Genomic DNA, 22,678 nt, shown 5'->3' with positions numbered 1-22,678 from the left:
GCTCACCCTCGCTCGCGGTTGCCGACATCGATCGCATCGGTGGGCGATACTGGGTTCGAACCAGTGACCTCTTCGGTGTGAACGAAGCGCGCTACCACTGCGCCAATCGCCCGTGCGGACGCAGACTCTAGCCTACGTCCGCCGGTCGATCACATTCGGGCGACAACCACCGCCGTTCTCCGCGTCACGGCCGGTCCGGCCGCCCGTCTCCTAGGCGTGAACCAGCCGCCGACGTCGCCCCGCCTCTCCCAGGCGGTCGCGCTCCAGTGCCTCGACGCGTACGGCCGCAGCGTCGACCTGCCCGCCCTGCTCGCCTACGAGCCCACCGACCCGTGGGCCGTCGAGGTCACCTTCGGGTGGCCCTCCGGCACGGTCCGCTGGCTGATCGGCCGCGACCTGCTGCTCCAGGGCCTGACCGATCCGGCCGGCGAGGGCGACGTCCTGGTCTCGCCGAGCATCGACGACTGCGGGCGCGCGGCCGTCGTGCTCGAGCTCAGCTCGCCGCACGGGCGGCTGGTCACCCAGCTCCCGACCCGCGAGCTCGGGACGTTCCTGATCCGCACCCTCGCGGTCGTCCCGCAGGGCCGGGAGGAGATCGACCTCGACCTGCTGGTCGAGACGCTCACCGGCTCACAGACCCAGTAGGTCCCGCTCCCGGCTCCGCCAGGCCGCCAGGGCCTCCGTGGTGATCGGGCCCGGAGCCTCCAGCTCGCGGTCGTTCCACCGGGCCACCGCCTGGACGTCGCGGGTGGTCGAGACCAGGAACACCTCGCTCGCCCCGTCGACGACCTCGATCGGCTCGTCGACCTCGCGACCGCCGTACCACTCCAGCACCAACGCCCGCGTGACCCCGGCCAGGCAGCCGCTGGCCAGCGTCGGCGTCCGGAGCTCCCCGTCGACGACGTAGAAGACGTTGGAGCCGGTGCCCTCGCACAGGTGGCCGGCGAGGTTCGCGAAGATCGCCTCGCTGGCGCCCCGCCGCTGGGCGGCGGCCAGGGCGACCACGTTCTCGGCGTACGACGTGGTCTTGAGGCCGGTCAGCGCCCCCCGCTCGTTGCGCGGCCACGGCACCGTCACCACCGCGGTCGCCTCCGGCGCCGGATCCATGCCGGCCGCGACCACGATGACGCTCGGCCCGGCATCCCCGCGCCCCGAGCCCAGCGGCGCCGGACCGCCGGTCACCGTGATCCGGAGCCGGCTCAGCGGCGACCGCTCCCCCGCGAGCACCGCCACCACCCCGCGGCGTACGTCGTCGGGGTCGACGCCCTCGATCCCGAGTCCCTCCGCGGACCGCTGGAGTCGCGCCAGGTGGCGGTCGAGCGCGAACGGCAGCCCGTCGACCACCTTCAGCGTCTCGAACACCCCGTCGCCCACGGTCACCCCGTGGTCGGTGACGGGGAGGGCCGCGGCGGTCGCGTCCGGGAGCAGGTCGCCGTTCATCCACGCGCGCATGCCGCCACCCTAGTGACCGCGGCGCGTCCCCAGGGCGGCGCAGCGGGCTCCGGCAACGGGTTGCTGAGACCCCGCAACGCGCCGGGCGGAGCCGGATTTTGCATGGTCTGGGGCATCGGCTACTGTTCTCACGCACCCGACCGGGAGACCGGCCGGAGCGCATGCGGACGTAGCTCAGTTGGTAGAGCGCAACCTTGCCAAGGTTGAGGTCGCGAGTTCGAGCCTCGTCGTCCGCTCGGAGAGGTCTCTCCCTGGTTTGGCCTCCACGGTGGGTTGGCCGAGAGGCGAGGCAACGGACTGCAAATCCGTGTACACGGGTTCAAATCCCGTACCCACCTCCAGCAGTCCCTCCGTTCTAACTCAAGACCCGGGCGATTGGCGCAGTGGTAGCGCGCTTCCTTGACACGGAAGAGGTCACTGGTTCAAACCCAGTATCGCCCACCAGAGAAACCGCAGGTCAGAGGATCTGCGGTTTTTTGCGTGCCCAGGAGCCCGGCCCATCCGGCTGCGTCGACCACTCGACGCGACCCCGGCACCCCGGGTGCAGCAACCTCCTACTCCTGGAGTGATCCGCCGGAGAGAGGAGCCGGTCGTGGCCGCCCAGGTCGCCGGCGCGGTCGCACCGCAGCGCCGCGCAGCAGCTCGCCCACTGGGCCCGCCTCGGCCGCGAGCTCGAGGCCGCCGGGGGCATCGCCCAACGCGACATCGACCGCGTCCTCACTGGCCAGCTCTCCTATGACGAGCTCGGGGACCACGACCAGGCGGTGGTTCGCACCTCCTGGCGTGAAGGTGTCGACGACGACCTGCCCACCCTCGACCTGCGCTCCCGGTTCGAGGCGCAGGGGCGCAGCCGCTGGTCCGAGGCCGATGCCGAGGGCACCGTCACCGTGCACGAGTCCGCCGGCGACGTGCCGACCGAGCCCCGGCGCCGGGCCGAGCGCGGTTGAGCACTCCGGTCCTGCACCCCGTGCCGACGCCTACGACGACACCAGCCTCGACACTCCCTGCAGGCCGGTCGGGCGGGCCGACTGGCCGGCCTGAACCCCGGCGCCACTGACCTGAGCGATGGGTTTGGCGGCGCGCACGGGTCACCATGACCGTGAGTGTCCGCAGGCGCAGTGCCCGTAGCCGGAGGTGTGCACCGTGAATCCCATGGCTCGTCGGATGTTCGAGCTGGTCGAGCCCATCGGCGTGATCCCCTACTCGGCCGACGAGCCCAACGAGGCGATGTTCGCGCTGGGGTTCACCAACTACTGGGACACCTACTTCGCCGGCCGGGCGGCGCCCCTCGGCATCGTCCCGGCGGAGGTGGTGGACGCGCTCTTCTACAACTTCGCTCCCGGCGAGGTGGCTCGGCACATTCCGAAGGTGTGGCGCACCACCACGCCCGCAGCGGCGATCGCGGCTCGCCAGTCGGGTTGTGCGAACGCTCTGCAGCGGATCCTCGGCGACCACGTCGGCTCGCCCGCCTTCGCCCGCGCCGCCGAGCTGTTGACCAGGGCGGCGACCAGCGCGCCGGTCGAGGGCCGACCGATGTACGCCGCGCTGCGCGCGCTTCCGATTCCTGACGACGTGGTGGCCCGCCTCTTTCACGCAGCTTCCCTGCTGCGCGAGCATCGCGGCGACGGGCACATCGCCGCCCTGATGATCGAGGGCATCGGTGGCCTCGAGGCGCACGTCCTCCTCGCCCTCAACCTGGGCATGCCGGCGGAGAGGTTCGGTCGCATCCACCACCTCCCCCAGGCGCAGCTCGCCGCGGTGATCGACGGGATGCGCGACCGCGGCCTGATCGGGGACGACGGCGGGCTGAGCGATCTGGGCGGCGCCGTCAAGCAACGGGTCGAGGCCCGCACCGACGACCTCGCGGCGAGACCCTACGAGAGCCTCTCACCGGACGAGCTCCACGAGCTCATGGCCGCTCTCGAACCGCTCGCCTCGCTGCTGCTCGCCGCATCGGACTAGGACGGCGGACAGCCGGCGAACGCAGACGGCACTGCCCGGCCGTGAAGGGTTGGGGGTCGCTCGTCACGGCCGGGCAGTGCGTCCCGGGGAGGGTCAGGCGGGGACGGCCGCGACCGCCTGGATCTCGAGGCGGAGGCGGTGGTCGGTGGCCAGACGGACCACCTCGACCGAGGAACTGGTCGGGATGTGGCCGCCGAACCACTGGCCCTGGTGCCGGTTGACGGTGTCCTGGTCCTCGCCGACGTTGGTGAAGAAGCGGATCAGGTTCACCACGTCGCTGCGCCGCGCGCCGGCGGCCTGCAGCGCGAGGTCGAGGTGGTCGAAGGCGTTGGCGACCTGGCCGGCGATGTCGGCGGGGACGGCGTCGAAGACCTCGGGCACGTGGGGGTGGTCGTGGTAGACCGGCGCGCCGGTCACGCCGCTGATGAACACCAGCCGCGCGTTCGAGACCACCCGGATCGCCGGGACGAACGGGCTGACGATCGCCTCGTCGTACCCCTCGTGGTGAAGGATCTCGGCGCTGCCGCTCTCGACGGGCCTGGGGGCGGGGACGGTAGTCAATTCTTCTCCTTAGGCAGAGGTGAGGTCGGGGTCGGCGACGAAGAGGTCGCGCCCCTCGGGTGGTGCACCGCGTACGACGTGGACCAAGCCACGCGAGGTGATCTTCAGCGCCGGGATCGAGACGGCCAACAGCGTGAACCCGGCGGCGCTGACCAGCCCCTGGAAGTCCGAGCCCATCTCGGTCTCGATCGCGTGCTCGAACTGCTGACAGGCCGCGACGACCTCGTCGGTCGGGTCGTCGGTGAGGATGCCGTAGATCGGCAGCGGCACGTGCGCGACGACCGTTCCGTCCACCACGACGGCGAGGCCGCCGGACGAGTCGGCGACCGTGCGCGCGGCGATCGCCATGTCCTCCTCGTCCACGCCGAGGACCATCAGGTTCATCATCCCGGGGTTCACCGTCGCCGCCAGCGCTCCGCGCCGGATCCGCAGGCCCCTGATCAGCCCGGTGAACCGCTCGGCGCCGCCCTCGTGCCGGTCGATCACCGCGATCGTCGCCAGGTCGCGCTCGGCACGGTCGGGACGGCCGGACTTCAGCTCGACGTCCTCGATCCGCTCCTCGGTGATCAGGCTTCCCTCGGTGACCCCGACGACACGCATCGCGTACGTGCCGGAGCGGTCCCCGAAGCAGAAGTCGTCCGCCGCGATCGGGGTGGTGACCACGGTGAGGGCGCGAGCCTCGGCGCCGTACCCCTCCGGCTCGACCGGGGCCAGCATCCGCCCGTGCTCGGCGACCAGCCGTCCGCGGGCGTAGACCGACGAGATGGTCAGCGCGCGCAGGTCGTCGACGAGCAGGAACGACGCGAGCTTGCCCGGCTGCACCGAGCCGTAGTCGTCGTCGACGCCCATCGAGCGGGCCGAAGTGAGGCTGGCCATGGTGATCGCCTCGACCGGCCCGATGCCCGCGGCCACCGCCTGCCGGACCAGCCGGTCGAGGTGGCCGTGGGAGGCCATGTCGGCGAGCTCCTGCTCGTCGGTGCAGAACGCGAACGCCGAGGTCGGGCAGCCGTGCTCGGTGATCGCCGGCACCAGTGCGTCGAAGTCGCGGGCCGCCGAGCCGCTGCGGATCTGCACCGTCAGCCCGAGGCCGACCCGCTCCAGAGCCTCCGCCGTCGTCGCGGTCTCGTGATCGGACACGGCGCCGAGCGCCACGGATGCCTGCAGGGTCGGCCCGGACAGACCCTCGAGATGGCCGCCGACGGTCAGGCCGCGCTCGATGATCCGGTCGTGCAGCTCGCGCATCTGCGGCATCGGCAGCCACGACGACCAGCAGTTCCACTCCCGGAACTCCACGCAGGCCGGGTGGTCGAGGAGCGAGAAGAGGTCCTCCCAGCTGAACCGCCCCGGGTTGCCGAACTCACCGATCCCGAGCACCCCGAAGATCGCCGGGGAGAAGAGCACGTCGAGCGCGGACCGCTCGGCCTGCTCCAGCTCGTGTAGCACGGCCTCGCGGCCGGCGATCGTGGCGATCTCGTAGAAGTCGGTGCCCAGCGCGATCGTGCCGCGCGGCACCAGCACGTCCGCCAGCCGGCGGATCACCAGCTGAGACCCGCCCAGGTGGATGTGGCTGTCGATGAACCCCGGCGCCAGGAACCGCCGGCCGGCGTCCACCACGGTGGTGTCGGGCCCGATGCAGTGGTCGACCGAGCCGACCGCCGCGATCCGCGGGCCGACCACCGCGACCCCGCCGGCCTGGATCCGGCCGGTGTGCACGTTGACGATCCGCGCGTTGGTGAGTACGAGATCCGCCGGAGCACGTCCCGCGGCCACCGCCGCGGCCGCCTCGCGCTCGAGTCTCGTGGTCGTTGCCGCCTTCACGATCTCCTCCTGCCTCCCTGGTCGACGCTCACGGCGTCGCCGCCTCGAGTACCTCGTGGTACGTCGCGTCTCCGCGCCTGAAGTGTGCCGACTGTCGCCCGAGCCGCAACACGTGGATCTCGTCGCAGTACTCCAGCAGCTCCTCGAACTCCGATGACGCGATCACCACGGCGAGCCTCCGCTCCCGGGCCATCGTGCGGATCAAGGTGAGGATCTCGGTCTTGGCCCGCACGTCGATGCCCTGGGTCGGCTCCGCGAGCATCAGCACCCGCGGGTTGCTGGCCACCACCCGGCCGAGCACGACCTTCTGCTGGTTGCCGCCGCTCAGGTTGCCCACCCGCGCCATCATCCGGCGCGGATGGACACCGAAGACGTCGATCACCTCCTGGGCGATCGCCCGTTCGGCCGCCGGGGCGCGCAGGAAGCCGCGCCCGGTGCGGACGCCGTCCGCGAGGACCACGTTCTCCACGATCGTCCGGCCGCCGACGACACCCTCCCCCCGGCGATCCTCGGGCACCAGTCGCAGCCCGGCGACGTAGGAGCGGCGCGGCGACCCGGTGGCCACGGTGGCGCCGGCGACGCTCACCTGTCCGGCGTCCACCGGTGTCAGCCCGGCCATCGCCCGCAGCACCGATCCGTGCCCCGAGCCCTGGACGCCGGCCAGGCCGACCACGGACCCGGCGCGCACCTCGAAGCAGACTCCGGCGAAGTCGTCGCCGCTGAGGTCGGAGACCGAGAGCGTGATCGCACCGTCGTCGACGACGTCGTCGTGCCGCACCGGCTCGGCCGGCTGGGCGCTGCCGCCCACCCGCGCCATCTCCGCGAGCAGCGTCTCGCGGTCGACCTCGCCGCGGCGGTGCCGGGCGACCACCTCACCGTCGCGCAGCACCGTGATCACGTCGGCGATCCGCACCACCTCGTGGAGATGGTGACTGATGTAGACCACCGACCGACCGGCTCGCCGGAGCTCGTCGAGCACCTCCAGCAGGTGCTGGGAGTCCTCGTCGGAGAGCACCGCGGTGGGCTCGTCCAGGATGACCACCCGGGCCGGTCGCGCGAGAGCGCCGGCGATCTGCGCCAGGCGCGCCTGGGCGACCGAGAGCGCGCCGTACGGCGTCGCCGGGTGCACGTGGCGCAACCCGACGGCCGTCATCGCCTCGGTGACCTCACGGCGTTCGGACGCCGACAGCCGGGAGTTGCGCACCACCGCGGGGCCGTGCCCGAGCAGGATGTTGCGCCCCACCGACAGCAGCGGCACCCCCTGGGTGTCCTGCGGGACCATCCGGATGCCGGCGGCCAGCGCCGCGCGCGGACTGCGCAGGTGCACCGGCCGACCGTCGACGACGATCTCGCCGTCCGTGGGCGTCTCCATGCCGGCGAGGATCTTCACCAGCGTCGACTTGCCGGCGCCGTTCTCCCCGACGATGGCGTGGACCTCGCCCGGATAGAGGTCGAGGTCCACGCCCCGGAGGGCCTGCACGCCCGGGTACGTCTTGAGGATCGACGACAGTCTCACCTCAGGCTCGCCCCGACGCTCTGCGCTCACGCCCGCCACCGTCTGCACTCCTACCGTCTCCGATCGTCCCGTGCGCGAGTCGCTACGGGATCAGCTCCGCGTTCGCGACGGGAGAGTCGATGTCGTCCTTGGTGAACAGCGGGATCGGCAGGCAGGTGACCTTCGGCGGCTCCTCGCCGTTGAGCACCTCCACCATCCGGCCGACGCCGATGATGCCCATCCAGCGCGGCGCGAGCCCGAACACCGAGTCCATCGAGCCGTCCTCCAACGCCTTGACCGAGTCCGGCTCGTAGCCGGCCGACACGTAGGGCACCTTCCCGCGGTAGTCCGACGGCAGCGAGTCCGGCGGCAGGATGAAGTAGTGCACCGAGAAGATCCAGTCGATGTCGGGGGTCGCCTGGACCGCGTCCTCGAACGACCGCAGCCCCTCGGCCGGGTCGACCAGCTGGGTGGGCGCGGCGGCGATCTCGAGCTTGGGGTACTTCTCCGCGATCCGGTCCTCGAAGCCCTGGGTACGACGCTGTGACCAGGTCGCGTTCGACGGTCCCGCGATCAGGATGCCGGTGCCGCCGGCCTCGCCGACCACTTCGGCGACCCGGTCGGCCGCCCGCTGCCCGAAGGCGTAGTCGTCCTGCATGACCATGTACACGTCGTCGCTGTCGACCTCCGAGGAGATGTTCACGACCGGAACGTCGTCGTCGGTGGCCTGGGTGACGACCGGCACCGAGCCCTTGATGTCCGAGGGCGCCATCACGATGCCGTCGGTGCCCTGGACGAGCGCGTCGCCGACCTGCTGGAGCTGCTGGTCCGGCGAGGCGTAGCCGTCCGCCGAGAACTCGGTCAGGTCGGCACCGGCGGCCTTGGCCGCCTCGGCGGCGCCCTGGCTGATCGCCTGGTAGTAGTAGCCGGCCGAGCTCACCTGCATCAGCGTGAGCTTGGTGCCACTGGGCGCCTCGGGCACCTCGTAGTCCAACAGCTCCTGCTCGGTGGGCGAGGCATCGCACTCGAGCGAGGAGCCCAGGTCGGCGATCGCCGTCGGCTCGTCCTTCTCGTCGCTGGCACTGCAGCCGGACGCGAGCAGCGCACCCGCTGCGAGCCCAGCGCCCACGGCACGGATCTTCATGACTTCTCCTGACTCTCGGTGTTGGGGGACGGCATCGCCGGGGCTCCGTCGTAGGCGACCACGCTCGGGGGGCCCGCCGCCGGCCTGCGCCCCGAGCGGGTCCGGCGAAAGCGATCGACCAGCACCGCACCGACCAGCACCGCGCCGGTCAGCATCTGCTGGACGAATTCCGAGATACCGGCGATGTTCATGCCGGTGGTGAGGATGCTCAGCAGCAGTACGCCGAGCACGATGCCGCTGATCCGGCCGGCGCCGCCCCCGATGACGAAGCCGCCGATGACCGCGGTCGCGATCGAGCGCAGCTCGTAGCCGCTGCCCAGCGAGGCCTGGCCGACGCCGACCCGCGACATCAGCATCAGGCCGGCGAGGCCCGCGCAGAGCCCGCACATCGTGTAGGCCAGCAGCTCGTAGCGCCGCACCGGCACGCCGGCGACGACCGACGCCGCCCGACTGCCGCCGATCGCGTACAGGTTCAGCCCGGTGCGGGTCCAGTTCAGGAGCGCCCAGCTGACCAGGCCGGCGATGCCGGCGATCGCCAGCGCCGAGGGCACCGGCCCCCAGTCGGCGCGACCGATCCAGGCGACCGAGTCGGGCAGGCCGGAGACCGAGCGACCGTCGGAGATCACGTTGGCGTACCCCGTCACGATGCTCATCACGCCGAGGGTGGCGACGAAGGGGCTGACCCCGCAGACCGCGATCAGCACGCCGTTGATCAGGCCGACGGCGGCCGCAGCCAGCAGCCCGGCCACCAGCCCGGCCGCCATGCCGTAGTCCAGCATGACCAGCGCCGCGACGGTGCTGCTCAGACCCATGGTCGCCGCCACCGAGATGTCGAAGCCGCCGACCAGGAGCGCGAAGGACTGCCCGAGCGTGACGACGAACAGCACCGCGATGTAGCGCGAGAGGTTCTCGGCGTTGCGCAGGGTGCCGAACTGGTCGGGGAACAGCACGGTGAAGACCACGATCAACGCGGCCACCACCACGGCAAGTCGGATCTCGGTGCGATACGCCTCCAACACGTGCCGCCAACTCGCGCGATCCGGTGCGTCGTGCAACAACTCGCTACTCCTTCGTGACCACATCATCACAAACGTTTGCGGTCGGGCCAGTCTCACGACACCGCCGCTTGATTGTCAAGCATTTGCGCGCAAATCGCGGCACGATCGTGCTCGCCAGATGCGGTCGCCAACGGCCGCTTGCGCGGCCTGTTCTGCAATCGGTTGCGGATCAGCCGAGGATCCGGATCGGATGCTCGACCAGGCCGCGGAAGGCCGTCAGCCAGCGGGCCGCGACGGCCCCGTCGACCGGCCGATGGTCGACCGACAGCGTCACCCGCATGACCCGTCCGACCACGATCGAGCCGGCCTCGACGACCGGCTCCTCCCGGACCGCACCGACCGCCAGGATCGCCGCGTGGGGCGGGTTGATGATCGCGGCGAACTCGTCGACGTCGTACATCCCGAGATTGGTGACGCAGATGCTGCCGCCCTCCAGCTCGTCCGGCCGCAGCCGGCCCGCTCGAGCCCGGGCGGCGGCCTCGCGCAGCGTGCTCGCCAGCGCGCCGATCGGCTGCCCCGCCGGGTCGCGCACCACGGGCGTCAGCAGGCCCTGGTCGGTGCTCACCGCCACCGCGACGTCCACGGTGCGATAGCGGCGCACCGCCGCGTCGGTCCAGGTCACGTTGAGGTCGGGCACCTCGCGGCCGGCCAGCGCGGCGGCCCGCACGACGAGGTCGTTCACCGACACCCGACCGGCCTTGTCGACCCCCGCATTCAACTCCTCGCGCAGGGCCATCAGCCGATCGGCCCGCAGTGCCGCGCGCAGGTAGAAGTGCGGCGCCTCCTGCTTGCTGCGCACCAGTCGCGACGCAGTGGCCCGGCGGATCCGCGTGTGCGGAACCTCCTCGTACGGCGCCTCCCCCGCACGATCCGGGGCCTCGGGACCTGCCGGCAGCTCGGCGCGGCCCCGCCCGTCGAGCTCCTGGACAGCGGGTGGGGCGGCGGGAGCCGGGCGGTCCGCGACGGCCTGCTCGACGTCGCGGCGCAGCACCCGTCCGCGTGGACCGCTGCCCCGCAGCCGCTCGATCTCCAGGCCCGCCTCGGCCGCGAGCCGGCGCGCGAGCGGGCTCGCGAAGACCCGGACCGGGCCCTGGGGCTCGGCGGCGGCCGCGGCGGGCGGTGGGTCCTCGACGTCCCTGCGCTCGGGCAGCACCGGGTCGGTAACCACACCGACGCCGAGGCTGACCAGAAGGGCGTCGACGTCGGCCACGGACTCCCCCGGCTCGCCGAGCACGGCGATCGGGGAGCCGACCTCGACCTGGGCGCCGGCGGGCACGAGGAGCTTCAGCAGCACCCCGGCGACGTCGGCCTCGATCTCCACCGCGGCCTTCTCGGTCTCGACCGTGGCGATCGGATCCGCCGCCGCGAACTCGTCCGCCTCGCCGACCAGCCAGTCGGCGAGCATGGCCTCGGCCGTGTCGGCCGCGACCTCGGGCATGCGCAGGATGCGGGCCATCTCCTCAGTACCTCGCGATCTCGTCGAGCATCGCCACGACCTCGGCCTGCTGGGCGATCGCGGCCCGTTCGAGCACCTTGCTGATGCTCGGCGACGCCTCGCCGCCGGTGACCCGCCACACCGGCGCGTCGAGGAGGTCGAAGAATCGCCGGTGGATCTCGTCGGCCAGCCAGCCGCCGTACGACGTGCCGATCGCGCCCTGCTCGGCGATCAGCAGTCGGTTCGTCTTGGTCAGGCTGGCCTCGATCGTCTCCCAGTCCACCGACGCGCGGTCCAGCCAGCGCAGGTCGATGACCTCGGCGTCGACGCCACCGTGCTCCTCGACCGCGCCGAGCACGAACGGCGTCATGCCCAGATAGGTCAGGACGGTCAGGTCCGCGCCCTCGCGGCGTACCTGCGCCCGGCCGACCGGGAGCACGTAGTCGTAGTCGTCGACCGGACCCGGGCCACTCGACTGGTAGAGGTCGACGTGCTCGAGGACGACGACCGGGTCGTCACACTGCAACGCGGCGTTCACCAGGCCGACGTAGTCGTACGGCGTGCTGGGCGCGACGATCCGCCAGCCCGGCGCGGTGGCCATCACGCCGGCGGGGTCCATCGAGTGCTGCGACCCGTAGCCGGTGCCCATCGCGACCTTGCTGCGCAGCACCAGCGGCACGCCGTCGGTGCCGCCGAACATGTGACGCGCCTTGCCGATCTGGTTGAACAGCTGGTCGGCCGCGACCCACATGAAGTCGGCGTACATGAACTCCACGACCGGTCGGTACCGGCCGTCGATCGCGATGCCGCCGGCCAGGCCCGCGAACGCGTTCTCGCTGATCGGCGTGCCCAGCACGCGGTCGGGGAAGCGCTCGGTCAGGCCCCGGGTCGCGCCGTTGGTGCCGCCGTTGAGCCGGTGGACGTCCTCCCCCATCACCACGACCCGCGCGTCGGTCTCCATCCGGCGCGCCATCACCCCGGCGACCGCGTCGATGAACCGCATCTCCTCGACCGGCACCGCGAACCCGTCGGCGGGCACGACCCGCTGACCGTCCAGCTCGCCGAGGTCACCGCGCACCCCCACGTCGGCGAACGCCGCGTCGGGCCACTCGCCGGCCTTGATCTGTCGTTGCCCGGGCCGACCGCCCGGAACGGGCTCGACCAGGACGGCGCCGATCTCGGCCATCGTGGCCTTCGCCTGGGCGAGGGCCGTGGCGGTCTCCTCGGCGGTCATGATGCCCCGTCGCTCGAGATGCGCGGCGGTCTGGACGAGCGGGTCGCGGTCCCGCCAGGCCTGCTCCTCGGTCTTGTCGCGATAGCCGAAGGCGCTCCCCGCGAAGCCGCCGTTCTGGTGGAAGAAGCGATAGGTGTCCGCCTCGACCACGGTCGGGCCGCCACCCTGTCGCATGTGCGCGACCGCCTCGCTCATCGCCAGGTTGGTCGCCAGCGGGTCCATCCCGTCGACCCGCCAGCTCGGGATGTTGAAGGCGAGCCCGCGAGCGGAGAGCCGCGGCTCGGCGGTCGCCTCCCGGACCGAGGTGGACACGGCGTACTGGTTGTTCTCGATGAAGAAGCAGACCGGCAGCCGCCAGGCCGCCGCCAGGTTCATCGTCTCCAGCGTGGATCCGATGTTGACCGCACCGTCACCGAAGTAGGTGACCGAGACGGCATCGGTACCGGCGTGCCGGTGCGACCAGGCGAAGCCGGCCGCCTGGGGTACGCCGCCGCCGACGATGGCGTTGGTGCCCATCGCACCGGCGTCCTTCCACTGCAGGTGCATCGAGCCGCCGCGGCCGTGGCTCCAGCCCCGCTCCAGCCCGCAGATCTCGGCGAGGGTGCGCAGCAGCACGTCGCGCAGCTGCGCCGAGGGCACCGCGAGCGGATCGATCCCGTCCGGCTGCAGGTGGTGCAGCGCCTTGGCCAGGAACTGGTGGTGCCCGCGGTGGGAGCCGTTGACCAGGTCCGCACTGGTCAGCGCCAGCACCGAGCCGACCGCGCCGCCCTCCTGGCCGATGCTCGAGTGCGCCGGACCGTGGATCAACCCGCTCGCCGCGAGGTCGAGCACGTACTGCTCGAAGGTCCGGATCCAGACCAGGTGCGCATACATCGTGCGCATCAGGCCCGGGTCCACCTGGTCCCAGTCCGCCTGGGTGACCACGGTCTCGACCCAGGGTGAAGCCGGCTCCAGCCGACGGTGCTCCGCCATCAGATGCCCTCTCATGCTGTGACTGCGAGCACTCACTGTGGTACAGATTGGATCCGAAATCAAGAGCTCGATCCGCGCTTATCGCGTACCAATCTCAGTGAAACCTCCATATTGGATCCAAGGAGCGAATGATGGGACTTCCCGGCCTCCGCCGACTCGACCACGTCGGCTTCACCGTCCCCGACCTCGACCAGGCCCACGACTTCCTGGTGGACGTCCTCGGCTGCGAGTACCTGTACACACTCGGCCCGTTCCGCGACGACGGCGACTGGATGACCACGCACCTCGCCGTGCATCCACGCGCGGAGATGGTGAACCGGTGGTACCGCTGCGGCGAGCAGGCGGTCTTCGAGGTGTTCGCCTATGCCACGCCCGACCAGCGTGACGCGATCCCTCGCAACAGCGACGTCGGCGGTCACCACGTCGCCCTGTACGTCGAGGACCTCGACGCCGCGATCGACCACCTGGTGCGCGCCGGTGTCGAGGTGTTCGCCGGGCCGACAGCGAGTCGCGGCCCGGCCGAGGGCAACCGGTGGATCTACTTCCTGGCACCCTGGGGCATGCAGTTCGAGCTGGTCTCCTATCCCGCCGGGAAGAAGTGGGACCGAGAACAGGAGGAGTCGCGTCGTGACTGAGGCGAGCAGCACGCGGGTCGCCGACTATCTGCGCACCGCGATCCTGAGCGGAGAGCTCAAGCCCGGCGACCGGATCCGGCAGGAGGAGATCGCCTCACGGTTCGGCGCCAGCCGGCTGCCCGTGCGCGAGGCCCTGCGCATGCTCGAGGCCGAGGGGCTCACCGAGCACGAGCCCCACAAGGGCGCCCGGGTGCCCCGGCTCACCGCCCACGAGGTCGACGGCGTCTACCGCATGCGCGAGCGGCTCGAGCCGCTCGCGCTGGCCGAGAGCATCCCCCGACTCGACGACACCGACACCGCCCGGCTCGAGGAGATCCAGCAGGAGATCGAGGAGAACGACGACCTCGAGCGGTTCCTCGAGCTCGACCGGGAGTTCCACCTGCACTCCTACCGCGGCTGCCGGCTCGATCCGCTGACGTCGATGGTGCAGCGCCTGTGGAACTCCACCCAGCCCTATCGCCGGGCGTACGTCGCCCGCGGCGGCCGGAGCCGGATGTGGGTGGTGAATGCCGAGCACCGACTGCTCCTCGACGCGATCGCGCGCGGCGACTCGGTCGACGCCGAGCGCACCCTGGAGGGGCACATCCGGCGCACCCGGATCGAGCTGGCCCGGTACCCCGACCTGTTCGACGCCTAGGTCGGGTGCCGGCTACCAGCTGACCGCGATGTACTTGGACTCCAGGTAGTCCAGCATTCCCTCGTGCCCGCCCTCGCGCCCGATGCCGGACTGCTTGGTGCCGCCGAAGGGGGCCGCCGGGTCGGAGACCAGGCCCCGGTTGAGCCCGACCATGCCCGAGTCCAGCGCCTCGCTGACCCGCAGGCCGCGCGCCAGGTCGTTGGTGTAGACGTAGGACACCAGGCCGTACTCGGTGTCGTTCGCCAACCGGATCGCCTCCGCCTCCCCGGTGAAGGTCACGATCGGCGCGACCGGCCCGAAGATCTCCTCGCGCAGGATCGCCGCGGACGGCGGGACGTCGTTCAGCACGGTCGGGTTGAAGTAGCTGCCGACCCGATCGGGTCGGTCGCCGCCGACGACCACCCGAGCTCCTTCGGCGACCGCCGACCGCACCAGCTCGTCGACCTTGTCGACGGCGTCGGCGTTGACCAGCGGCCCGACGTCGGTCTCCGCGGCGGTACCGGGCCCGACCCTGAGCTCCGACATCCGCTCCGCGAGCCGGCGCGAGAACTCCCCGGCCACGTCGGCATGGACGTAGAGCCGGTTGGCGGCCGTGCAGGCCTCACCGGCGTTCCGCATCTTCGCCACCATCGCGCCCGCGACCGCGGCGTCGAGGTCGGCGTCCTCGAAGACCAGGAACGGCGCGTTGCCACCCAGCTCCATCGAGCAGTTCACGACCTGGTCGGCGGCCTCGCGCAGCAGAATCCGGCCGACCTCGGTGCTGCCGGTGAACGACAGCTTGCGCACCGACGGGTGGTGCAGCATCGCCGACACGACCGCGCCGGACCGGCGGGCCGGGAGCACGTTCACGACCCCGGGCGGGACCCCCGCATCGGCGAGGATCCTGGCGACCAGCAGGGCGGTGAGCGGGGTGTCGCTGGCCGGCTTGAGGACGACCGTGCAGCCCGCCGCGAGCGCCGGGCCGATCTTCCGGGTCGCCATCGCCGCCGGGAAGTTCCACGGCGTGACCAGCACCGCGACGCCGACCGGCTGATGGACGACCAGGATCCGGTTCTGGCCCGACGGCGCCGTGGCCACCGTGCCGAGAATCCGCACGGCCTCCTCGCCGTACCACCGGAAGAACTCCGCGGCGTACGCCACCTCGCCCCGGGCGTCGACGAGCGCCTTGCCGTTCTCGAGCGAGATCAGCCTGGCCAGCTCCTCGCTCCGCTCCTGCATCAGCAGGAAGGCACGGCGCAACACCTCCGCCCGCTCCCGCGGTGCGGTCGCCGCCCAGGCCGCCGCGGCCGCCTCCGCGGCGGCGACGGCGGCGAGACCGTCCTCGACCGAGCCGTCGGAGACGGCGGCGAGCACCGCTCCGGTGGCGGGGTCGGCGACGTCGAAGCGCCGGTCGTCGGAAGCCGGGGTGGGCTTGCCGTCGATCCACAGGTCGAGGGGGAGGTCGGGGATGTCTAGTGGCATGGCGGCTCTCGAGTCCGTTCGCGTGGTTCTGGCTGCGGTGGTGGGGGGTCAGTAGCGGTTGGCGACGACGAGCTCGTCGGCCGGGAACAGGGTGAGCACCTGGGGACCGTCCTCGGTCACCACGATCTCCTCCTCGATCCGCGCCGCCGAGAAGCCGTCGGAGGCCGGGCAGTAGGTCTCCAGGGCGAAGACCATGCCGACCTGCAGCTCGAGCGGCTCCTTCATCGAGTTCAGCCGCGAGATGATCGGCCGCTCGTGGAGGCCGAGGCCGAGCCCGTGCGCGAACTGCAGCCCGAACGCGGACAGCTCGTCGGGGAAGCCGAAGTCCTCCGCCTTGGGCAGCAGTGCGGCCACCTGGTCGGTGCCCACCCCGGCCTTGATCCCGTCGATGCCCCGGTCCATCCACTCCCGCGCCTGCTGGTAGGCGTCGCGCTGGGCAGGCGTGGACCGGCCCACGGCGAAGGTCCGGTAGTAGCAGGTCCGGTAGCCGTTGAAGGAGTGGATGATGTCGAAGAACGCCTGGTCACCGGGGCGGATCACCCGGTCGGTGAAGTTGTGCGGGTGCGGGTTGCACCGCTCCCCCGAGATCGCGTTGACCGCCTCCACCTGGTCCGAGCCCATCTCGTAGAGCCGCTTGTTGGCCAGCGCGACGATCTCGTTCTCCCGCACGCCGGGCTTCAGCGCCTCGTAGATGTCCTGGTAGACGCCGTCGACCATGGCGGCCGCCTGGCTGAGCAGCATGATCTCGTCGGCGCTCTTGATCACCCGGGCGTCGAGCATCAGCTGCTGGCAGTCGACGACCGTCAGGCCCTGTCGCTGCATCTCGAACAGGAACGGCGGCTCGACGATGTCCACGCCGACCGGGAGGCCCGCGACGCCCGCCTCCACCAGGAGCGACTTGATCTCCGCGACCGCCTGAGTCATCAGACCCACGGTGGGTGCCACCGCGCCGCGGAAGCCCAGGAACCCGGGCCGGTTGTGCTCGGTCGGCAGCCACGGCGAGTGCAGCTGGTGGTGCTTCACGGCGGAGCCGAAGTCCCACAGCATCGGCTCCTGACCACGGGTCAGCAGCGCGTACCGGATCATCTTGTCGCCGAGGGCGCCGCCGATCCACGTCTGTGTGGTGTAGCGGATGTTGTAGAAGTCGAACAGCAGGAACGCGCCGCACTCGCTGCTCTCCAGCGCCGCCCGTGCCCGCGAGAGCCGGTAGGCCCGCAGGCGCTGGAAGTCGACGCGCTCCTCGTAGTCGACACCACCGTGACCGGGGGCCGGCAGTGGGCGGCCCCCGAGCTGGACTGCCATATCAGCCCACCCGGTCGGCGGCCGACAGTCCGTCGTCCACCTCGACGTCCTCGGAGACCAGCGTGATCCCGGAGTTGGCGGCCTGGACGTCCAGCAGGATCGCGAAGTCCTCGGTGTTGCGGTCCTGGCTGACGCTGGTCTGCACCGCGGCGGCGGTGGCGGCGCAGATCGGCATCGGCACGTCGAGCTCGTGGGCCGCGGCGGCCCCCAGGTCGAAGTCCTTGCGCAGCAGCACCGGGGTGAACGTCGGGGTGTAGTCGAGGTTCACGAACGCCGGGGTCTTGTAGCGGGTGAAGGTCGATCCCATCACCGAGTTGTTGAGGAACTCCAGGAACGCGTGCCGGGGAACGCCGCCCTTCTCGCACAGCACAGTGATCTCGGCCATGCACTGGGTGACCACACCCAGCATCAGGTTGTGCGCGATCTTCACCAGCCGGGAGACGTCGCCGTCGCCGACGTACGTCGACCCCAGGCCCAGACAGTCCAGCAGGGGCTGGACCCGCTGGTAGGTCTCCTCGGGACCGGAGACGACGATGCTGAGCATCCCCGCCCGGACGACCTTGCCGTTGCCGCTGACCGGCGCCGCCAGGAACGCGACGCCGCGCTCGGCGCAGGCGGCGCGCATCGCCGCCGAGGACTCGGTCGACACCGTGGAGCAGTCGACCACCACCCCGGGCACCTCGCCGTCGCCGACGAGCAGCCCGCCCTCACCGACCAGGACCTGCTCGAGGTCGGCGGGCGCGGAGACCATCGTGAAGACGACGTCGCGGCCGCGCAGGTCGGCGATGGTGTCGGCGACCTGCGCGCCGAGCTCCGTCAACGGCTCGGCCTTCGCTCGGGTCCGGTTCCAGGCCGTCACGTCGTAGCCCGCCCGGGCCAGCCGTCCGGCCATCGCCGCGCCCATCCGTCCCGTACCGATCCAGCCGACCGTGAGCTCGCTGGGAAGATCGGGGGTGCTCATGTGTACCTGCCTCCGTGGTGGTCGAGTCGGACTGCAAACGCTTGCAGCGTGGTGCTTCTCAAGTCGGTTGTCAAGCCCCGTACTCCCGAGTCCCTGCCGGCTGCAATCGAATGCAGCATAGGCTACTATTGCTGGCATGGAGCGCGACCCGGCGGATACCCGCGACGCACCCGGCGCCGGCCGGCGGCCGCGACGCACCCACACCGGTGGGCCCTAGGATCCGTGCTGTGCCGAATCCGACCCTGCGAGACGTGGCCGACGCCGCCGGCGTGCACCCGGCCACCGCCTCCCGTGCACTGAACGCCAACACCAGGGCGCTGGTCAACGCGGAGACGGCCCGCCGCGTGCTGCGGGTCGCCGAGCAGCTCGGCTACCGCCCCAACCCGATCGCGCGCGGGCTGAAGACCGCGAAGTCGGCCACCATCGGGCTGGTCATCCCCGACCTCACCAACCCACTCTTCCCGCCGATCGTCCGCGGTGTCGAGGACGCTCTCGAGGAGGCCGGCTACACCGCGCTGATCGTCAACACCGACGGCGACCCGGAACGGGAGCGGACGCTCGTCGAGTCGCTCCGATCGCGCCAGGTCGAAGGCCTGGTCATCGCCACCGCACTGGTCCACCATCCCCTGCTTGAGGAGCTGCAGCGCAGCGACATTCCGATGGTGATGGTGAACCGGCGCGCCGAAGGGATCGAGGCGCCGTACGTCGGGCCCGACGACGCGGCGGGCATCGAGCTCGCCGTCCGGCATCTCGCGCAGCTCGGCCATCGGCGGATCGCCCACGTGGCCGGCCCGGCCACCACCTCCACCGGCGTCGCCCGGGCACGCGCGTTCGGCGGAGCGGTGCGCGAGCTCGGGCTGGACCACGGACCCGAGCTGATGGTCACCTGCACGCAGTGGACCGAGGGCGCCGGCGCCGCCGGCCTGCGCCAACTGCTCGACGGCACCGAGGGCGTCACCGCGGTGGTCGCCGGCAACGACCTGATCGCCCTCGGCTGCTACGACGTGTGCGCCGAGCGCCGGATCGACTGTCCCGACGAGCTGAGCATCGTGGGATTCAACGACATGCCGTTCCTGGACAAGCTGCGCCCGCCTCTCACCACGGTCTCGGTGCCGAACACCCAGATCGGGACCGACGCGGCCCGCCTGCTCCTCGAGGCGCTCCACGGCACCGACCGCTCGGCCCGGTCGGTGCTGCTGCCCACGTCGCTGGTCGAGCGGGGCTCCACGGCGCCGCCCGGCGGGCGCTGACCGACCGGACCGATACCGGGCGGGAGGTGTCGCGGGTGGCCCGGACGGGTATCCCCCCGTCATGGACGCCCAGTTCCTCAGTTGCGAGGTCACCCGGTGCCCCGCGTGCGGGCGGCGGTCGATGGTGGTGACCTACGAGGGCCTTGCCGACCCGGCGCGGCCCGACGAGGCCGCGGTCTGGATGCCCACGCACGGCGCCTGCGAGCACGGCTGCGACACCCGCGGGCACCTGCTGCCGGGCCTCTCGACCGAAGCCGCCTGACGACCCGCCCGCGCCCGCCGCGACCGCACCGGCCGAGGTGGGGCACCCGGTCTGGAGAAACCGCCCGGAGCCGCCCCTGCCGTCGCTAGCATGCGGCGGGTCCACAGCCGTGGACGACGCACAACGGGGGAATTCACGTGTCTCGTCTCACTCGTTCCTTGGTGGTCGCCGCCACGACGCTGGCGCTCGCCGCCGGTCCGCTCGGCGGGGCAGGGGAAGCCAGCGCCGCTCCAGCATCCTCGGGCTCGGCGGCCTCGGGCTCGGCGGCCTCGGGCTCGGCGAGCGCGGAGCAGGCGGCCAAGCCGCGCCGCGCGAAGGTCACCGTCGTCCTCACGACTCCGCGCGGAGTCCCGGCCAGCGTGCGGCTGGTCGGCAAGACCAGGACCGTCGTACGCAAGACCGCGGCGGGCACCTCCGCGAAGGTCCGGACCAGGCTGGCGCCGGGCCGATACCGGATCAGGGTCGACGACGTCGTGCTCAAGGGCGTCACGTACGCCGCGGCGCCGCACCGCTCGAGGATCAGGGTCTCGGCCCACGGCCGGACCGGACCGCTGCGGATCAAGCTCCGCAAGGTCCGCTCGCTCGGGCTCACGACGACCTCCCTCTCCGCCGAGTCGGTCGGGCTGACCTGGCGTGCGTCCGGCAAGGCGAAGGTGGTGCTGCGTCGCGCCGCGGGCAGCGTGGCCCCACGGAGCAGGCACGCCGGCAAGCGGGTCGGCGTTCGCAAGAACCGGGCGACCGATCACCTGACCCCGGGCGCGACCTACAGCTACGCGCTGTTCGTCAAGCGGAAGCACGGGGGCTGGGTCCGTGACGCCGTCACCGTCGGCGTGCCCACGGCCGACGGGTCGACGCCGTCGTACTCCCTGGCACCCGCGGCGGTGCTCGGCAGCGACCGAGACACCGTCACGGTGTCGGGTGGCGTGGCGAGTGTCCGGCTGGCACCCGGCCGGCCGACGCCGCCGGTCGGCGCCGGCTTCGTGCTGCCCCCGTCGGCGGCCCTGCCCGGCGGATTCCTCGGCACCGTCGCCTCCGTCTCGGCCGACGGGCGCAGCGTCGCCCTGTCCCCCGGCGGGCTCGCGGACGTCTTCGCCAGCCTCGACCTCCAGCGCGCGATCACCGAGGAGCCGATCGAGCTCTCCGCCGTCACGGATCCCGCCGGCGCGCGAGCGCGGGTCGCGTCGTACAACGCCGCCCTCGCCCAGCAGCCCAGCGGCAAGGACGGTCAGCGCCAGCGGCTGCAACGCCGGGAGTCGTGCCTCCAGACCTCACTCTCCCACCAGCTGTCGGCACTGCGGCCGATCCTGCGGCCGAAGGGGCACTGGAACTCGGGGATCAAGGACAAGTGGGGCATCCCCTACGCGGCCACGTTCGACTTCAGCGTCGCACTGGAGACCGGAGTCCAGATGGATCTCGAGACCGAGTTCTCGGTCGCCTGCGCGCTGCCGCTGACGAAGGTGGTCAAGCAGCTGTCGGCCTACCCGGTGCCGATCACCATGGTGCTGGAGCCCACCGTCGAGGTCAGCGTCTCCGGCGCGGTCAAGCTGCACGACGTCCAGGCGACGATCACCAACGGCTTCTGGGCCAAGGGACAGATCGGTCTCGGCCCCGCCTTCGCCAGCGGCCCGATCAACGACGGGCGGGTCACGGCGCCCACGATGATCGGCCCCAGCGGTGCCGTGACGGTCAAGCTCGGCGGCTCCCTGACCATCGGCCCGGGCGTCGGGACCGACCTTGCGGGGGTCGTCGCCGGCGTGAACGGCTACTTCAACCCGCTCGTCAGCGAGCTGAAGGTCATCGGCGCGGCCTCCCCCACCAACCCCGCGGGATGCGTGAGCTTCCAGTCCCGCCTGGAGGTCGGGGCGGGCCTGGAGGCCAAGGCGTGGGCGGGCAAGTTCACCTGGTCCGCCAGCTGGCACCCCGACGCCCTCAACTACACGCACAACTGGCACGACCCGTGGTACTTCCCCACCGACTGCGAGAAGGAGCCCATCGCCGGCACCGGTGACGTTCAGGCCACGCTGACCTGGAACAGCGCCGCGGACCTCGACCTGCACGTCACCGACCCCTCGGGCGAGGAGATCTACTACGGGCACGAGACGTCGGAGTCCGGCGGCGCGCTCGACCTCGACGCCAACGCGGGCTGCGAGACGGTGCTGGTGCGCCCGACCGAGAACGTCTACTGGCCGGCGGGCCAGGCGCCCAGCGGCGACTACACGATCCAGGTCGTCAACTGGAGCTCCTGCGACGACCCGGACCTCAGCTGGCACCTGATCGTCAGGGTCAACGGCATCGTGGTGCTCGACCAGAGGGGCAGCGACACCTCGGACGCCTACGTCGTCACCCGCTGATGGCGCGGACCGCGCCCGGCCCCCCGCAGGTTCCGGGGTACGCCGAGGCGCGGTCGCGTGGCCTGCTGCCGCGCGTCGCCACCCGGCCGCCGGAGCCGCTGCCGGGGACCCCCGCGGGCACCCTGATGGCGCGCTGGACCGTCGTCACCATCGGTGGTTTCGCCGCCTTCGTCATCCTGGGTGTCGTCGCCGGCAAGGCGGGCGTGACCGCCGCCGCGGCGTGGCTGGCCATCACCGCCGGTGGGAGCGGGTTCCTCGTCACGCTGTGGTGGCTGCTCGGCAGGGTCGGCGACCGGTTCGTGGCCGAGCTCGGCGCGGGCTACACGACGCTGGTGCTCGACGAGGGCACCTTCTGGATGGCCTCGCTGCGGCCGTGGCGCAACGGGGCGATCCGGGTGCGGTGGGACTGCTCGGGGACCTGGGTCTGCGACCGCCGGTCCGGGCTCCCGGTCGCGACACCGGACCTCACCGTGCTGCCTCCGGGCAGCTACCCCTCACCACACCGCGCCGACCGGTGGGAGCTGTGGAGCGGCCGGATGTGGACCGGCAACTTCCGCTCGCCACCGACCGCCGCCTGAGGAGCTGCTGGCCTGGACACCGGCGGCCGCACCCGGTCCCCTCCCCCGAGACGGGAGGACCGGTGCGGCCACCGGAGCGCGATCAGCATGCTGCCCGGCGGCGCGCACCG

Annotated in this window: 20 protein-coding genes, 4 tRNA genes and 1 pseudogene; 13 read left to right on the top strand and 12 right to left on the bottom strand. The window is 71.8% G+C overall.

Annotated elements, in window-relative coordinates; translation table 11 throughout:
• Nucleotides 1-40: 40 nt before the first annotated feature.
• A tRNA-Val gene (locus FHU40_RS20580) sits at nt 41-112 on the bottom strand.
• A 104-nt stretch (nt 113-216) separates the two neighbouring features.
• Here FHU40_RS20580 and FHU40_RS20575 point away from each other — a divergent pair.
• Entirely contained in the window at nt 217-645 is a 429-nt protein-coding gene (locus tag FHU40_RS20575; RefSeq protein WP_183594222.1) for an SsgA family sporulation/cell division regulator, read from the top strand.
• Here the strand turns inward: FHU40_RS20575 and FHU40_RS20570 are convergent.
• The gene (locus FHU40_RS20570) at nt 631-1,452 is read right to left on the bottom strand and encodes an aminotransferase class IV (protein WP_183594221.1); all 822 of its coding nucleotides are present in this window, start codon (nt 1,450-1,452) and stop codon (nt 631-633) included. The genes FHU40_RS20575 and FHU40_RS20570 overlap by 15 nt on opposite strands.
• A gap of 163 nt (nt 1,453-1,615) precedes the next feature.
• Between FHU40_RS20570 and FHU40_RS20565 the strand changes: the two genes are divergently transcribed.
• The 6 genes and pseudogenes from FHU40_RS20565 (at nt 1,616) to FHU40_RS20545 (ending at nt 3,414) form a co-directional block, all read left to right on the top strand.
• Nucleotides 1,616-1,688: transfer RNA gene (locus tag FHU40_RS20565), tRNA-Gly, on the top strand.
• Between the two features lie 31 nt (nt 1,689-1,719).
• A tRNA-Cys gene (locus FHU40_RS20560) sits at nt 1,720-1,793 on the top strand.
• A 28-nt stretch (nt 1,794-1,821) separates the two neighbouring features.
• A tRNA-Val gene (locus tag FHU40_RS20555) sits at nt 1,822-1,896 on the top strand.
• 179 nt (nt 1,897-2,075) lie between these two features.
• A pseudogene (locus FHU40_RS29895) lies at nt 2,076-2,171 on the top strand (TA system antitoxin ParD family protein); the annotation flags it as partial.
• 45 nt (nt 2,172-2,216) lie between these two features.
• The gene (locus FHU40_RS28540) at nt 2,217-2,399 is read left to right on the top strand and encodes a hypothetical protein (protein ID WP_246391230.1); all 183 of its coding nucleotides are present in this window, start codon (nt 2,217-2,219) and stop codon (nt 2,397-2,399) included.
• Nucleotides 2,400-2,604: 205 nt separating this feature from the next.
• Nucleotides 2,605-3,414 carry an SCO6745 family protein gene (locus tag FHU40_RS20545; protein WP_221200088.1) on the top strand — a complete coding sequence of 270 codons (810 nt, stop codon included), beginning with the start codon at nt 2,605-2,607 and terminating at the stop codon, nt 3,412-3,414.
• 93 nt (nt 3,415-3,507) lie between these two features.
• On the opposite strand, the gene FHU40_RS20540 is transcribed toward FHU40_RS20545, so the two are convergent.
• The 7 genes from FHU40_RS20540 to FHU40_RS20510 all read right to left on the bottom strand — a co-directional run bounded on the left by FHU40_RS20540 (nt 3,508) and on the right by FHU40_RS20510 (nt 13,131).
• Nucleotides 3,508-3,975 carry a RidA family protein gene (locus FHU40_RS20540; protein WP_183594219.1) on the bottom strand — a complete coding sequence of 156 codons (468 nt, stop codon included), beginning with the start codon at nt 3,973-3,975 and terminating at the stop codon, nt 3,508-3,510.
• A gap of 9 nt (nt 3,976-3,984) precedes the next feature.
• Nucleotides 3,985-5,793, bottom strand: a complete 1,809-nt coding sequence (locus FHU40_RS20535) for an adenine deaminase C-terminal domain-containing protein (RefSeq protein WP_183594218.1) — start codon at nt 5,791-5,793, stop codon at nt 3,985-3,987.
• A gap of 28 nt (nt 5,794-5,821) precedes the next feature.
• A complete protein-coding gene (locus tag FHU40_RS20530) occupies nt 5,822-7,339 on the bottom strand; it encodes an ATP-binding cassette domain-containing protein (protein WP_183594217.1) in 1,518 nt (505 codons plus the stop codon).
• A gap of 52 nt (nt 7,340-7,391) precedes the next feature.
• Complete coding sequence (locus tag FHU40_RS20525; RefSeq protein WP_183594216.1) at nt 7,392-8,432, bottom strand: sugar ABC transporter substrate-binding protein; 1,041 nt, start codon at nt 8,430-8,432, stop codon at nt 7,392-7,394.
• Complete coding sequence (locus FHU40_RS20520; RefSeq protein ID WP_183594215.1) at nt 8,429-9,451, bottom strand: ABC transporter permease; 1,023 nt, start codon at nt 9,449-9,451, stop codon at nt 8,429-8,431. The genes FHU40_RS20525 and FHU40_RS20520 overlap by 4 nt, the downstream gene beginning before the upstream one ends.
• Nucleotides 9,452-9,659: 208 nt before the next feature.
• Nucleotides 9,660-10,946, bottom strand: coding sequence for a dihydrolipoamide acetyltransferase family protein (locus FHU40_RS20515; RefSeq protein ID WP_183594214.1), 1,287 nt, complete (start codon nt 10,944-10,946; stop codon nt 9,660-9,662).
• Between the two features lie 4 nt (nt 10,947-10,950).
• Nucleotides 10,951-13,131, bottom strand: a complete 2,181-nt coding sequence (locus FHU40_RS20510; protein ID WP_183594213.1) for a dehydrogenase E1 component subunit alpha/beta — start codon at nt 13,129-13,131, stop codon at nt 10,951-10,953.
• A gap of 131 nt (nt 13,132-13,262) precedes the next feature.
• Here FHU40_RS20510 and FHU40_RS20505 point away from each other — a divergent pair, with 131 nt between their 5' ends.
• Both FHU40_RS20505 and FHU40_RS29710 read left to right on the top strand, forming a co-directional pair.
• On the top strand, nt 13,263-13,766 hold the full coding sequence (locus FHU40_RS20505; RefSeq protein WP_183594212.1) for a VOC family protein: 504 nt from the start codon (nt 13,263-13,265) through the stop codon (nt 13,764-13,766).
• Entirely contained in the window at nt 13,759-14,403 is a 645-nt protein-coding gene (locus FHU40_RS29710) for an FCD domain-containing protein (RefSeq protein ID WP_183594211.1), read from the top strand. Before FHU40_RS20505 ends, FHU40_RS29710 begins: the two co-directional genes overlap by 8 nt.
• Before the next feature lie 12 nt (nt 14,404-14,415).
• Here the strand turns inward: FHU40_RS29710 and FHU40_RS20495 are convergent, their stop codons facing one another.
• The 3 genes from FHU40_RS20495 to FHU40_RS20485 are packed head-to-tail and all read right to left on the bottom strand — an operon-like array spanning nt 14,416 to nt 18,127.
• Nucleotides 14,416-15,864, bottom strand: coding sequence for an NAD-dependent succinate-semialdehyde dehydrogenase (locus tag FHU40_RS20495; protein WP_183594210.1), 1,449 nt, complete (start codon nt 15,862-15,864; stop codon nt 14,416-14,418).
• A 48-nt stretch (nt 15,865-15,912) separates the two neighbouring features.
• Nucleotides 15,913-17,166: a M24 family metallopeptidase gene (locus FHU40_RS20490; protein WP_183594209.1), complete on the bottom strand. Its 1,254-nt coding sequence runs from the start codon at nt 17,164-17,166 to the stop codon at nt 15,913-15,915.
• A 1-nt stretch (nt 17,167) separates the two neighbouring features.
• Nucleotides 17,168-18,127 carry an NAD(P)-dependent oxidoreductase gene (locus FHU40_RS20485; RefSeq protein WP_183594208.1) on the bottom strand — a complete coding sequence of 320 codons (960 nt, stop codon included), beginning with the start codon at nt 18,125-18,127 and terminating at the stop codon, nt 17,168-17,170.
• A 227-nt stretch (nt 18,128-18,354) separates the two neighbouring features.
• On the opposite strand from FHU40_RS20485, the gene FHU40_RS20480 reads away from it, so the two are divergent.
• The 4 genes from FHU40_RS20480 (at nt 18,355) to FHU40_RS20465 (ending at nt 22,568) form a co-directional block, all read left to right on the top strand.
• A complete protein-coding gene (locus FHU40_RS20480; protein ID WP_252274550.1) occupies nt 18,355-19,377 on the top strand; it encodes a LacI family DNA-binding transcriptional regulator in 1,023 nt (340 codons plus the stop codon).
• A gap of 61 nt (nt 19,378-19,438) precedes the next feature.
• A complete protein-coding gene (locus FHU40_RS20475; RefSeq protein ID WP_183594207.1) occupies nt 19,439-19,639 on the top strand; it encodes a hypothetical protein in 201 nt (66 codons plus the stop codon).
• A 158-nt stretch (nt 19,640-19,797) separates the two neighbouring features.
• Nucleotides 19,798-21,990: a YfaP family protein gene (locus tag FHU40_RS20470; RefSeq protein WP_183594206.1), complete on the top strand. Its 2,193-nt coding sequence runs from the start codon at nt 19,798-19,800 to the stop codon at nt 21,988-21,990.
• Complete coding sequence (locus tag FHU40_RS20465) at nt 21,990-22,568, top strand: hypothetical protein (protein WP_183594205.1); 579 nt, start codon at nt 21,990-21,992, stop codon at nt 22,566-22,568. The genes FHU40_RS20470 and FHU40_RS20465 overlap by 1 nt, the downstream gene beginning before the upstream one ends.
• Nucleotides 22,569-22,678: the final 110 nt, after the last annotated feature.

Source organism: Nocardioides soli (assembly GCF_014191495.1).
GTDB classification, from domain to species: Bacteria; Actinomycetota; Actinomycetes; order Propionibacteriales; family Nocardioidaceae; genus Nocardioides; species Nocardioides soli.
Note: the sequence above shows the minus strand (reverse complement) of the source record. Positions and strands in the feature narration are given on the sequence as shown.

Excerpts from the sequence above, each read along its gene's own strand:
- FHU40_RS20465 (WP_183594205.1), top strand. The coding sequence starts at position 21,990 with ATGGCGCGGACCGCGCCCGGCCCCCCGCAGGTTCCGGGGTACGCCGAG.
- FHU40_RS20510 (WP_183594213.1), bottom strand. The coding sequence starts at position 13,131 with ATGGCGGAGCACCGTCGGCTGGAGCCGGCTTCACCCTGGGTCGAGACC.
- FHU40_RS20485 (WP_183594208.1), bottom strand. The coding sequence starts at position 18,127 with ATGAGCACCCCCGATCTTCCCAGCGAGCTCACGGTCGGCTGGATCGGT.
- FHU40_RS20515 (WP_183594214.1), bottom strand. The coding sequence starts at position 10,946 with ATGGCCCGCATCCTGCGCATGCCCGAGGTCGCGGCCGACACGGCCGAG.
- FHU40_RS20505 (WP_183594212.1), top strand. The coding sequence starts at position 13,263 with ATGGGACTTCCCGGCCTCCGCCGACTCGACCACGTCGGCTTCACCGTC.
- FHU40_RS20495 (WP_183594210.1), bottom strand. The coding sequence starts at position 15,864 with ATGCCACTAGACATCCCCGACCTCCCCCTCGACCTGTGGATCGACGGC.
- FHU40_RS20570 (WP_183594221.1), bottom strand. The coding sequence starts at position 1,452 with ATGCGCGCGTGGATGAACGGCGACCTGCTCCCGGACGCGACCGCCGCG.
- FHU40_RS20545 (WP_221200088.1), top strand. The coding sequence starts at position 2,605 with ATGGCTCGTCGGATGTTCGAGCTGGTCGAGCCCATCGGCGTGATCCCC.
- FHU40_RS20490 (WP_183594209.1), bottom strand. The coding sequence starts at position 17,166 with ATGGCAGTCCAGCTCGGGGGCCGCCCACTGCCGGCCCCCGGTCACGGT.
- FHU40_RS20475 (WP_183594207.1), top strand. The coding sequence starts at position 19,439 with ATGGACGCCCAGTTCCTCAGTTGCGAGGTCACCCGGTGCCCCGCGTGC.
- FHU40_RS20525 (WP_183594216.1), bottom strand. The coding sequence starts at position 8,432 with ATGAAGATCCGTGCCGTGGGCGCTGGGCTCGCAGCGGGTGCGCTGCTC.